Genomic DNA, 12,609 nt, shown 5'->3' with positions numbered 1-12,609 from the left:
GTTCCTCAGTTGAAACCACTGGTAGAAATAAAGTCGACATCGGTCTTGGGCTCCGCCCGCATCAACAACTCGATGACCTGCTCCAAGGTGCGCCCTTCGAACAGGATCGCGTGCAAACCGGCGACCAGCGGCATATACACCCCCACTTCCTGGGCCTTGGCCTTCAATACCTTGAGGGTGTTGACCCCTTCGGCCACTTCACCCAGACGCGTCACAGCGTCTTCCAGGCTCAGCCCTTGGCCCAGGGCAAAACCTACCTGATAGTTGCGGCTTTTGGGCGATGAGCAGGTGACGATCAAGTCACCCACGCCCGCAAGGCCCAGGAACGTCATCGGGTTGGCACCCTGGTTCACCGCAAAGCGGGTCATCTCGGCCAGCGCACGGGTGATCAGCATACTCTTGGTGTTTTCACCCATGCCCAAGGCGACGGCCATGCCGGCAATGATCGCGTAGACGTTTTTCAACGCCCCGCCCAACTCGACACCAAAGCGATCGGCGCTGGCGTAGACCCGGAAGGTGCGGCCATGCAGCACGGCCTGTACCTGCTCACACAAGGCGTCGTCTTCACTGGCAACCACCGTGGCGGTCAAGGCGTGTTCGGCCACCTCCCGCGCCAGGTTCGGGCCGGACAGCACGCCAATGCGGGCCAGTGGGGCAATCTCGGTGAGGATTTCACTCATCAGTTTGAAGGTCTGGGCCTCAATGCCTTTGGTCAGGCTGACCAGCAACTTGCCTGCCAGGCGCTCGGCGTGCGGCGCCAGCACTGAGCGCAACGCACTGGAGGGCAGCGCGACGAAGCACAGGTCGCAAGCAGTGAGCGTTTCCAGCAGGTCGGTAACCGGTTCGACAGCTGGATGAATCTTGATGCCTTTAAGGTAACGGGGGTTTTCCCGGTGCACGCGAATGGCTTCAGCCTGCTCGGGGTCGCGCATCCACTGACGCACGGCATGGCCGTTCTCGGCCAGCAGGTTAGCCACGGCGGTGCCAAAACTTCCGCCTCCCAGGACCGCAATAGGGCGCTGTTGAGTCATATGCAATCCGTTAATCCATACCAATGGCGATGGCGGCATTATACGGGCCGCCCGGCTTGCGGCCAGCCCCCGTATCAATTCGCGCACTTGTCGGAAAATGCCACGTTTGTACGAAGTAATTGCAAGTCCGACGACTGGCAAATAGCCCCACCTCAGTTAACATGGGCGGCTATCCGTCATTAACAAGGCCGTGCCGTGTACCTGGGCCCTCCTCCTCGCTCATCTCTATGGTTGATGCTGTTGTGCAGCGTACCTGCCCTGGCTGACGATCTGTTTCTCGACAGCCAGCCGCTGCCGCAGGTGTTGACCGCCACGCGCCTCAAGCAATCGGCCGCCGCCGTGCCCGGCAGCATGACGGTGATCGACAGTGAGCTGATCAAGGCCAGCGGCGCCCGGGACATCGCCGAACTGCTGCGCCTGGTGCCCGGGATGATGGTCGGCTATACCACCGGCAACCAGGCGTCGGTCAACTACCACGGCACCAGCGCCAGTGATGCGCGGCGGATGCAGGTGCTGATCGACGGGCGTTCGGTGTACCGCGCCGGCCTGGCCACGGTGGACTGGAGCGATATCCCGGTGGCCATGGAAGATATCGAACGCATTGAGGTATTTCGCGGCCCCAATACCGTCAGCTACGGCGCCAATGCACTGATGGCGGTGGTCAATATCCTCACCCGTTCCCCCGCCAACAGCCAGGGCTCGCGGGTGAAGGTCACCCGCGGCGAACGGGGGATCAACGACTTCTATGCCAGCCAGGGCGTGGGTTGGGAAACCGGCGATTTGCGCTTATCCCTGTCCGGGCAACAGGACGACGGTTTTGACAGCGACGCGGTCGGCGCCGACCGCCGTGACGGTCGCCGTCTCAACCGTTTCAGCCTGGCAGTGAGCCAGACGCTGAACGCGCAACAAAGTATCGACTGGCAACTCAATGCCAAGGAAGGCACCAATCAGCGCCCTTATACCTACACCCCGGTGTTTGACGGGATCAGCGAAGGCGGCAGCAATTCCGATGTTGTCGCCAAGGACTACGCTGGCTCTTTGCGCTGGAATTTCGACTTCAATCCCGATCACAGTCTGTATATCCAGGGTTCAGCCCAGCAATGGGACCGCCGACAGGTCTGGAAAGCCTGTGATGCCAAGGTCTCGTTCAGCCCGCAGCTGACCCAGTTGTGGCAACTGAACCCCAACTATGCCGAACTGTTGGCGCGGCACATGGACACCTACAGCCAAGGCTCTCCACCCCCGGGAAGCGCCGCCGAGCAGGCATTGGCCAACCAGGTGCTGGATCAATGGAAAAACCACGGCGGCAAGGACACCGTCTGCGGCGATATCGACCAAAGCACCCGCGAAAGCCGCTACGACGTGGAGATCCAGGACACCTTGAGCCTATCCGACAGCTTGCGCCTGGTCAGCGGCATCAACTATCGCTATGACCGCGCCGACTCGGACACCTACTTCAATGGAACCCTGGACGACACCACCTGGCGCCTGTTCGGGCACCTTGAATGGCGGGCCAGCGAACACTGGCTGCTGCAGGGTGGCGCCATGTACGAAGACAGTCACCTGAGCGGCGACTCACTGACGCCGCGTGTGGCGGTCAATTACCTGATCAACCCGCGTCACGGGTTGCGGGCGGTTTACTCCGAGGCGATCCGCTCGCCGGACATGTTCGAGAACAACGTCAATTGGAGCTACCGCGTCAACAACCTCAGCTCCCCGGCCTACGGACAAAACTCCGGGCAATATTTTGTCGTGACGCGCGGCCCTGGCGACCTCGACAAAGAGTTGATGCGCTCCCGAGAACTGGGCTACAACGGGTTCTTTGCCGACCTGGGGCTGAATGTCGACGTGAAGCTGTTCTATGACGAAATCACCGACATGATCAGCTCGCCGCTGCGCAACAACCAATACATCGCCAGCAACGCCAACAGCTCGCGCTTTACCGGTGCCGAATCACAGTTCGACTGGCGCATGAGCAACACCGACCGCCTGCGCCTGACCTACGCTTATGTCGACGCTACTTCCAGCAACCCACGGGACAAGGCGCAAACCGCGCGCAACAGCGGCTCGGCCGGTTGGCTGCGCGAGTGGGGCCAAGGGTGGTCCAGCGCCCTGTTCTACTATGGCGACGACGCTCTTAACCAGTATCGCTTCCAACGGGTCGACCTGCGGGTAGCCAAACGCATTGCCGTGGGCAAAACCAATGTGGAGCTGGCCGGCATGTTGCAGCAACGCCTTGATGACCAGCCCACCACCTGGGCCGACAATAATTACGACCATCGTCACGTTCTCTACTTCAGCGCCGAGCTGGACTTCTGACATGGCCGATCAGTCACGGATGACCCTCTTGCTGCTTTCACGATTGTGGCGCCGTGGCGTGCTGCTCGCGTGCCTGCTGCTGGCGGTGCCGGCGTGGAGTGCCGATATCCTGCTGACGGCTGCCGAAGACGGCGCCGGGGTGCAAGCCTTCACCCAGGCCCTTGCCCAGCAGCGCCCCGAGGACCGGGTCAGCTTCACCCTGCTCAAGGACTTGCCGGCACCAAGCAAGTTGCCCGCCGGCACTCGCTTGATCCTCCTGGACCTGCCCAGCCTCGATTGGCGCCTGCTGGATACCCAGGGACCGCCGACCCTGGTGCTGCGCATCAGCCGCCTGCAGGCGCGGCAACGCCTGGGTAATACGCACCCGGCCAAAATCAGCCTGCTATGGAGCGACCCGCCGCTGGAGCGCCAGTTGCGCCTGATCGCCGACACCCTGCCGCAGGCGCGACGCATCGGTGTGCTTTACGGTGCCGACAGTGAATTCCTGCTGCGCGAGCTGATCCGGTTTGCCACCCCCCTGGGCCTGGAAATCGTGCCTCAGCTCTGGGACAACACCAGTGACAGCCGCCCGCTGCAAACCCTGTTCAAGAACAGCGATGTGCTGCTCGGCCTTGACGACCCGCAACTGTACAACCCCAAAACGGTAAAGAACCTGTTGCTGAGCAGCTACGCCCAGCAACTGCCCCTGATAGGGCCCAATGCCGGGTTTGTCCGGGCCGGCAGCCTGGCCAGCACCTACAGCGATCAGCCCGACTGGCTTGCCGTGCTCGACCGTCTGCTGGATCACCCGCCGGCCAATTGGCCGCACACGTTGTACCCGCAACACTTCAAAGTCGTGGGCAACCCGCAAGTCGCGCGCTCACTGGGCATCGAACAGGTTGATGAAACCGCCGTCGCCGCCCGCTTGGCCGAAGGAGAGAAACGCCCATGACCTTGCGTCGCCGTTGGGATATCAACACCCGCACCCAGCTCATTACCCTGGGCCCCGCGTTATTGTTGACCCTGCTGTTGATCAGCTTCTTTACCTTCGTACGGATCCAGGATTTGCGCCAGGAGCTGGACCACACCGGCCAATTGATCGCCAACCAACTGGCGCCCGCGACTGAGTATGGAGTGATTTCCGGCAACAACGATGTGCTTGAAGCGCTGCTGCGTGCGACCTTGGCCACGCCTCACGTGCGCTTCCTGGAAATTCAGAACAGCGCCGAAAACATTCTGGTGTATGTCGAGCAGCCGTCGGAAAGACATGACCGCTCGCTGTCCGTGAAGGTGTTCCAGGCGCCAATCCGCCTGCAACACATCCAGCTCAACAATGACTTTTTCCAGGACAACCTCAACGAACCCAAGGCACCCCGAGCCGACTACCTGGGGCGGGTGATTGTCGGCATGTCCAATGACGCGTTCAGCCAGCGCCAGCAGGAAATCCTGTTCAAGGCCGGGATCCTGGCGCTGTTCGCCTTGCTGTTTACCTTCCTGCTGGCACGACGCCTGGCGGCAAGCCTGTCGCAACCAATAAGCGCGATGGGCCATGCGGTCAAGGCTATCCAGCAAGGCGATTACAAAACCCCGCTACCGATTGTCGATGACTCGGAGCTGGGTGACCTTTCGCGGCATATCAACAACCTGGCCGAAGGCCTGAACCAGGCCAGTCGCGAGCAGCAACAAGCCATGGCCCAGTTGATCCAGACCCGCGAGGAGGCCGAGCGTGCGAACAATGCCAAATCGGATTTCCTGGCGATGATGAGCCATGAACTGCGCACGCCCATGAACGGCGTGCTGGGCATGTTGCAACTGCTGGAAACCACCGACATGACTGCCGAACAGACCGAGTACGCGGCGCTGGCCTCCGAGTCCACCGAGCACCTGCTCAAGGTGATCAACGACATCCTCGACTTCTCACGCATTGAGCGCGCCGCCCTGGAACTGGAACATATTGCGTTCAACCTTGCCGACCTGATCAACAGTTGCGCCCAAGCCTTCCAGCACAGTGCCCAGCAACGCGGGCTGAGCCTGGAGCTGCCGATTCCTGCGGGCATGGAGGCCCTACGGGTGCGAGGCGATCCGACGCGGATCCGGCAGATCCTGGTAAACCTGATCGGTAATGCGTTGAAATTTACCGAACGCGGCAGCGTGACCGTCGAGCCCCATTGGCAAACCCTGGACCACGAACTGGTGTGGTTCACCTGCACCGTGCGCGACAGCGGTATCGGTATTTGCGCCGAACGCCTGGAGCTGATGTTCGATGCGTTCCAGCAGGCCGACAGCTCCATTTCCAGACGCTACGGCGGGACTGGCCTGGGCTTGCCCATCGCCCGCACCCTGGCCGAACGCATGGGTGGCACCTTGCGGGCCCAAAGCGAAGAAGGCCGGGGCTCGGTGTTTACCCTGGAAATCCCGCTGGCCATCGATCAGCAACAAGTACAGGCCATTACGCCCGACGCCCTCGGCAAGGCCAGTGCCGGCGACGGACGCCACGTATTGCTGGTGGAAGACAACCCGGTCAACCGTACCGTGGTCGAAGCAATGCTGCGCAGCCTGGGCTTTGAAGTCAGCCTGGCCACCGACGGCGCCGAGGCGATCCGCAGCGCCGAGAGTCTGATTTTCACTGCTATCCTGATGGATTGCCGGCTGCCATTGATCGACGGCTACGAAGCCACTCGCCAGATTCGCCAACTGCCTGGCTGCGCCGATCTGCCGATCATCGCCCTGACGGCCAATGCCTTGCAGGGCGACCGCGAAGCCTGTCTGGCAGCCGGAATGAACGATTACCTGGCCAAGCCGTTCAAACGCACGGATTTGCAGCAAATCCTGCAACGCTGGGTGCAATAGCGCCGCGCCATCAACCAACTGCGACTGGCGTGAAAGACGAAAGTGCGGCAGTCTTAGGCACCCGAACGGGCCGATAAACAGGCCCGGTTTAAAATTTCAGTGAACAAGTGTACATTGAGTGCCTTGCCGCTGTGACTTTCACTACAACGCAATAGTCTATGTGTAGGCTGCCGCTATGAGGCATGAACGCTTCATTCGGTTCGGGAAGATTTGCCCAACCCAGCCGCATGGGATTATTGAGGAGCTCGCATGACCAAACAAAACGCCTTTACTCGGGAAGACCTGCTGCGCTGCAGTCGCGGTGAGCTGTTCGGCCCAGGTAACGCGCAACTGCCCGCCCCGAACATGCTGATGGTGGATCGCATCACCCATATCAGCGAAGAAGGTGGCAAGTACGGCAAAGGTGAATTGGTCGCCGAGCTGGATATCACCCCGGACCTCTGGTTCTTCGCCTGCCACTTCGAAGGCGACCCTGTGATGCCAGGCTGCCTGGGCCTCGACGCCATGTGGCAACTGGTCGGCTTCTATCTGGGCTGGCAAGGCCTGCCGGGCCGCGGTCGCGCCCTGGGTTCGGGCGAAGTGAAGTTCTTTGGCCAAGTCCTGCCGACCGCCAAGAAAGTCACCTACAACATTCAAATCAAGCGCGTCCTCAAGGGCAAGCTGAACCTGGCCATCGCCGACGGTTCGGTGACTGTCGACGGTCGCGAGATCTATACTGCCGAAGGCCTTCGGGTCGGCGTATTCACTTCCACTGACAACTTTTAAGGGTTATCCGCATGCGCCGCGTCGTTATCACTGGTCTGGGCATCGTTTCTTGCCTGGGCAATGACAAAGAGACCGTCACCGCTAACCTGCGTGCAAGTCGCCCTGGCATCCGCTTCAACCCGGAATATGCCGAAATGGGTCTGCGTAGCCAGGTTTCCGGCTCCATCGACCTGCCCCTCGAAGAACTGATCGATCGCAAGATCTATCGCTTCGTCGGCCACGCTGCCGCCTACGCCTACCTGGCCATGAAAGACGCGATCGCCGATTCGGGCCTGAGCGAAGACCAGGTTTCGAACGTACGCACCGGCCTGATTGCCGGCTCCGGCGGCGCATCGACCCTCAACCAGATGGAAGCGCTGGATATCCTGCGCGAAAAAGGCGTGAAGCGCGTTGGCCCGTACCGTGTAACGCGGACCATGGGCAGCACCGTTTCCGCCTGCCTGGCGACGCCGTTCGCCATCAAGGGCGTGAACTACTCGATCTCCTCCGCGTGCGCCACCAGCGCCCACTGCATCGGGACTGCCGTTGAGCAGATCCAGCTGGGCAAGCAGGACATCGTATTCGCCGGCGGCGGTGAAGAAGAACATTGGAGCCAGTCGTTCCTGTTCGACGCCATGGGCGCACTGTCCACCCAGTACAACGAAACCCCAGAGAAAGCCTCTCGCGCCTACGACGCCAAGCGTGACGGTTTCGTCATTGCCGGCGGTGGTGGCATGGTCGTGGTTGAAGAGCTGGAACACGCTCTGGCCCGCGGCGCCAAGATCTACGCGGAAATCGTCGGCTACGGCGCGACGTCCGACGGCTACGACATGGTTGCCCCAAGCGGCGAAGGCGCGATCCGCTGCATGCAGATGGCCATGTCCACCGTTGATACCCCAATCGACTACCTGAACACCCACGGCACCTCGACTCCGGTCGGCGACGCCAAGGAAATGGAAGGCGTGCGCGCGGTATTCGGCGACAAGGCTCCGGCCATCAGCTCTACCAAGAGCCTGTCGGGTCACTCCCTGGGCGCCGCCGGCGTTCACGAAGCGATCTACTGCCTGCTGATGATGGAAGGCAACTTCATGGCCGGCTCGGCCAACATCGACGAGCTGGACCCAGCCGTTGCTGATATGCCGATCCTGACCAAGACCCGTGAAGATGCAAAAATCGACACCGTGATGAGCAACAGCTTCGGCTTCGGTGGCACCAATGCCACCCTCGTGCTGAAACGCTGGCAGGGCAAGTAAGCCTCGCAGGTTGATCACATGAAAAAGCCCCGACTGGTTCGGGGCTTTTTTTGCGCTTTGATTTGAAACCGCGTCGCATTCATCGCAGGCAAGCCAGCTCCCACCTTCGATCGCGTTCATCCTGAAGGAATGCAGTCCAGTGTGGGAGCTGGCTTGCCTGCGAATGGGTCAACCCGGTTCCCCGCCCTACACCGAAAACCGCGCCACCATCGAATTCAGGTCAACCGCCAACCGCGACAACTCCTGGCTCGCCGCGCTTGTCTGGTTCGCCCCGGCAGACGTCTGGTGCGCCAGGTCGCGGATATTCGTCAAGTTACGATCCACCTCCCGCGCCACTGCTGCCTGCTGCTCCGAAGCACTGGCAATCAAAAGGTTGCGCTCGTTGATCAGGGTGAATGCCGAGGCGATCTCTTCCAGCGCCGTGCCGGCAGACTTGGCGATATCCAGCGTGGAACGCGCCCGCGTGTTGCTCTGTTGCATGGAACTGACGGCCTGGTCGGTGCCCTGCTGAATCCCACTGATCATCTGCTCGATTTCCTGGGTCGACTGTTGCGTGCGATGGGCCAAGGCACGCACTTCATCGGCCACTACCGCAAAACCGCGCCCGGCATCCCCGGCTCGCGCCGCTTCAATGGCCGCGTTCAGTGCCAGCAGGTTGGTTTGCTCGGCAATCGAGCGAATCACGTCCAGGACTTTACTGATGCCATAGACCTTTTGCGCCAGCGCCTCGACCTGGGTCACATTGGCGGTCACATCGGTAGCCAGGGCTTCAATCGACACCACCGTCTGCTGCACCTGCTCACGGCCCTGCTGGGCAATGCGGTCAGAATCGCGTGAAGCATGGGACGTGGCCACCGCGTTGCTCGCCACCTCTTCCACCGCCGCCGTCATCTGGTTGACCGCCGTGGCCGCCTGTTCAATCTCCTGGTTCTGCTGATGCAGGCCGCGCGTGGCATCCTCCGTCACGCAACTGAGTTCTTCGGAAGCAGAAGCCAATTGGTTGGACGATTCAGCAATGCGCCGGATAGTATCGCGCAGATTCTCTTGCATGCCCTTGAGAGCCTGCTGCAAACGCGCCGGCTCATCGCTGCCGCTCACGCGGATCTCACCGGTCAGGTCGCCGCTGGCCACGCCCTGAGCTACTTTCAGCGATTGGGCCAGCGGTAGCACGATGCTGCGGGTCAGCCAGACCGCCAGGCCAATGGTGATCAATGCCGTGAGGATGATCATGCCAATCACCCCGGTACGCGACTGACTGAAAACGCTTTGCGCGAGGCTGGCCGCCTGGTTGGCACTGGTTTTATTGAGGGTGACCAGATCGCGCAACGTGACGGCGATTTGATCGGCGAGCTGATTCATCTCACCGTTGGCCACTTTGATCGCTTCATCGAGCCGGTTGGCCTTGGAAAACGCCATTACCTGATCCTGACGTTGCAGGTATTGCTGTTCCTGGGCCTTGAAACGATCGAACAGCGTGCGCTCTTCAGGGAGCACGATCAGCCCTTCGTAGAGGGCTTGCGCATGGGGCATGCCATTCTTGAGGTCGGTCAGTTTCTGCTCGTTTTGTGCCAGCGCCTGCGGATCGCGGTTAACCAACAAGCGCAGGGTCAGCGCACGCACGCGCAGCAGGTCCTGATTCATCTCCCCCACCGCCATGACGCTGGGCAACCAGTTGTTCTCTACCTGGTCCGACTGCTGGCGCATATTGGCCATCTGCAACAGGGCAAAGCCGCCCAACGCGAATACCATCAAGGCCAGCACGCCAAAGCCCAAGCCGGCGCGAGGCGCGATATTCAAACTACGGATATTCATGCCTGGATTCCTTCCAAAAAAGTACTGCATCCACCTGCAGTGTGGTCTTGGAAGTTATCGGCACCCTCCGCCATTTATGTAAGACGAAAACGCGATATCAACGCACCTGACCATTGCCAGGCGGCTTGGGCAGGATGGCAAGGAAATTATCCCGCGCCACCTTGTGCGCCACCTCCTCGGGTAATGCATCGAGGAAGGGCTCGAAGCGACGCATCTCCTTACCTAACTTATTGAAACGCCCTACCACGTCAGATCCCAGCATAAAGCGCTCAGGGAAGCGCTCCACCAGCTTCACCCACTCCTGCCGAGGCTGACCCGCCTCATCCAGCAGATAGGGCGTGAGCATGCTCCAGGACAGGTCGATATACAGGTTGGGGTACGCCTCGAGCATACGGTTCAAGGTGGGCAGCAAAAAGTCCATCTGCACCTGATGCCGGTGAATTTCCTTGCTGGTGCCAGCATGGGCCCAGATAAAGCGCGTATGCGGGTGGTTACGCAACGGCTCTTCGACTTCCGCCAGGTACAGTGGGTTACGCTCTCGCTTGGAAGTGATGTTGGAGTGCAGCATCACGGGCAGGTCGTTTTCGGCGGCCAGGTGGTAGATACGCGTCATGGCTTCGTTGTTGGCGCGGGGCGTGTCGCCTGAGGTCAGGGCGGTAAGGTCGTCATGGCGGGTAAACACTTCACCGATACCCTGCCACAGCCCGGGGTTGAGGTCGATCATGCGCTGGATATGGGCAGCGGAGTTCTTGTCGTTGGGGTTGAAGCCGGCCAGGAACGGGTGAAAGTGCTGGCGCTGCTCGGGGGTCAGCTTATTGACCGCTGCCGCGACAATCACATCGGTGGCGCTGTACCAATAGGCATCGGCGTCATCACCAGCGTAGTAGCGGGGGCGCTTGGGCTCGTCTTCGTGCCATTTCTTGGCCACGGGGATGCCGGAAATCATTACATGTTCGATGCGGTTCTCGGACATCGCCTTGAGCAGTTTGTCCATGCCTGCCGTTTCCTGGAAAAAATCCACGTAATGCATGTGCGCGTCACTGTAGGCATAGTCGCGGGCCTGCGCGGCAAGGCTGCTGGCAGCGAGCAACAAGGCAAGACTCAGGCGGGTCCGAAGCACGGTGAAACCTCAATCAGGGCTGATACGGGTAGACCTTGCGCCTACCTTCGAGGTTCAGCGCGGAAAAACTGGAACACTTGGGCGCCAGCATGCTCTATAACTGCATGACCTTCATCCTGCCCCTTGAGAGGTTCGCCATGCCTGTTACCGTTAATACATTGAACGCTGAAAACTTCCGTCACAGCGTCAATATCAATCACCACGAACTGTTTACCGACCTGCCAAAGAGCCTGGGTGGCGACGACTCGGCGCCCTCTCCCCACGACTATTTCGATGCTGCGCTGGCGTCATGCAAAGCCTTGACGGTCAAGCTCTACGCGCAGAAGAAAGATATCCCGCTCACCGGCGTGACCGTTGAAGTGACCCACGACGCCGCCGAAGAGCAGAAAGGCAAATACAAACTCAGCGTCAAATTGACCCTCAAGGGTGTGCTGAGCGATGAGCAGCGCGAGGAGTTGCATCGCGTTGCGGACAAGTGCCCGGTACACAAGCTGATGACCACCGCCGAAATCAGCATCGAGACGAAATTATCGGAAGGTGCCTTCAGCGCATAGCGCCAACGTCCCATCGGGCGGGTTATGCTCAGACGCATCCAACCCGCTCAGACAGGGATGCACCATGACCACCCTTACCGTGATCCGCCCCCGCGCCGAAGATGTCGAAGGGCAGCCGATCCTGCGCCCGCTGCCTTCCCGTGAATGCCGTAGCGTCGGGCCCTTTGTGTTTTTCGACCATATGCTGCCCACCGCCTATGCACCGGGTACCGGCATGAATATCCGCCAACATCCGCATATCGGCCTGTCTACCCTCACCTACCTGTTTGAAGGCGCCTTGCAGCACAAGGACAGCCTCGGCTCGGATCAGGTGGTGCAGGCCGGCGATGTCAGCTGGATGACCGCTGGCAGCGCGATTGCCCATGTCGAGCGTACCCCCGAAGCGCTCAAGGCCAGTGGTTTCAACCTGCACGGCCTGCAGGTGTGGCTGGCCTCCCCCAAGGACCACGAGACCGGCCCCGGCCATTACAGCCATCACCCGGCGGCGAGCTTGCCGGTGAGCGATAACCTGGGCGTGCAGGTGCGCCTGATTGCCGGTGATGGTTTCTGTCTCAAGTCACCAGTGCCGGTGCTCTCGCCGACGTTGTATGCCGAGGTGCAGATGCAAACAGCCACCACCTTGCTGATCCCCGATGAGCATGAGGAGCGCGCGGTGTATGTGCTGGAAGGTGAGGCGCAGCTCGACGGTGAGCCGCTGGCAGTGCATAGCCTGGTGGTATTGCCGCCAGGGCAAGAGATGACATTGTTTGCCGAAACCGACTGCCACGTGGTGGTGTTTGGCGGGGCGCCGCTGGACGGGCCGCGGCGGATCAACTGGAATTTCGTGGCGAGCGATCCGGCAGTGATCGAGCACGCCAGACAGCGCTGGGCTGCTGGGGACTGGCCGAGGGTGCCGGGGGAGTCAGAACGAATTGAGTTGCCTGTGAAATAGCTATCGCAGGCAAGCC

10 protein-coding genes and 1 pseudogene are annotated in these 12,609 nt (G+C 60.7%); 7 read left to right on the top strand and 4 right to left on the bottom strand.

The features are described from left to right. Positions 1-5: 5 nt before the first annotated feature. On the bottom strand, positions 6-1,031 hold the full coding sequence (locus tag TK42_RS21625; RefSeq protein WP_005786614.1) for an NAD(P)H-dependent glycerol-3-phosphate dehydrogenase: 1,026 nt from the start codon (positions 1,029-1,031) through the stop codon (positions 6-8). Between the two features lie 195 nt (positions 1,032-1,226). Between TK42_RS21625 and TK42_RS21620 the strand changes: the two genes are divergently transcribed. From TK42_RS21620 to fabB, 5 genes are all read left to right on the top strand, one after another. Beyond that, positions 1,227-3,350: a TonB-dependent receptor domain-containing protein gene (locus TK42_RS21620; RefSeq protein WP_316247298.1), complete on the top strand. Its 2,124-nt coding sequence runs from the start codon at positions 1,227-1,229 to the stop codon at positions 3,348-3,350. A gap of 1 nt (position 3,351) precedes the next feature. Further along, positions 3,352-4,281, top strand: coding sequence for an ABC transporter substrate-binding protein (locus TK42_RS21615; protein ID WP_032877084.1), 930 nt, complete (start codon positions 3,352-3,354; stop codon positions 4,279-4,281). Next, complete coding sequence (locus TK42_RS21610; protein WP_032877085.1) at positions 4,278-6,179, top strand: ATP-binding protein; 1,902 nt, start codon at positions 4,278-4,280, stop codon at positions 6,177-6,179. Before TK42_RS21615 ends, TK42_RS21610 begins: the two co-directional genes overlap by 4 nt. A 249-nt stretch (positions 6,180-6,428) precedes the next feature. After that, positions 6,429-6,944, top strand: coding sequence for a 3-hydroxyacyl-[acyl-carrier-protein] dehydratase FabA (gene fabA, locus TK42_RS21605; protein ID WP_003210552.1), 516 nt, complete (start codon positions 6,429-6,431; stop codon positions 6,942-6,944). Positions 6,945-6,955: 11 nt separating this feature from the next. Then, on the top strand, positions 6,956-8,176 hold the full coding sequence (fabB, locus tag TK42_RS21600; RefSeq protein WP_005786601.1) for a beta-ketoacyl-ACP synthase I: 1,221 nt from the start codon (positions 6,956-6,958) through the stop codon (positions 8,174-8,176). A gap of 186 nt (positions 8,177-8,362) precedes the next feature. Here the strand turns inward: fabB and TK42_RS27425 are convergent, their stop codons facing one another. The 3 genes and pseudogenes from TK42_RS27425 to TK42_RS21590 form a co-directional block, all read right to left on the bottom strand. Then, entirely contained in the window at positions 8,363-9,226 is an 864-nt protein-coding gene (locus TK42_RS27425) for a methyl-accepting chemotaxis protein (protein WP_371920281.1), read from the bottom strand. Next, positions 9,218-9,988: pseudogene (locus tag TK42_RS27420) on the bottom strand (MCP four helix bundle domain-containing protein); the annotation flags it as partial. The gene TK42_RS27425 and the pseudogene TK42_RS27420, both read right to left, overlap by 9 nt. Positions 9,989-10,085: 97 nt before the next feature. Continuing rightward, complete coding sequence (locus TK42_RS21590; RefSeq protein ID WP_103735083.1) at positions 10,086-11,108, bottom strand: amidohydrolase family protein; 1,023 nt, start codon at positions 11,106-11,108, stop codon at positions 10,086-10,088. 137 nt (positions 11,109-11,245) lie between these two features. On the opposite strand from TK42_RS21590, the gene TK42_RS21585 reads away from it, so the two are divergent. Then, positions 11,246-11,662, top strand: coding sequence for an OsmC family protein (locus TK42_RS21585; protein WP_005786596.1), 417 nt, complete (start codon positions 11,246-11,248; stop codon positions 11,660-11,662). A 64-nt stretch (positions 11,663-11,726) separates the two neighbouring features. Next, on the top strand, positions 11,727-12,593 hold the full coding sequence (locus TK42_RS21580) for a pirin family protein (protein WP_032877088.1): 867 nt from the start codon (positions 11,727-11,729) through the stop codon (positions 12,591-12,593). Positions 12,594-12,609 lie beyond the last annotated feature (16 nt).

It is taken from the genome of Pseudomonas sp. GZJR-8 (assembly GCF_002916705.1).
Lineage (GTDB): Bacteria > Pseudomonadota > Gammaproteobacteria > Pseudomonadales > Pseudomonadaceae > Aquipseudomonas > Aquipseudomonas synxantha_A.
The sequence above is the reverse complement of the archived record's forward strand: the minus strand, read 5'-3'. Positions and strand labels throughout refer to the sequence as shown.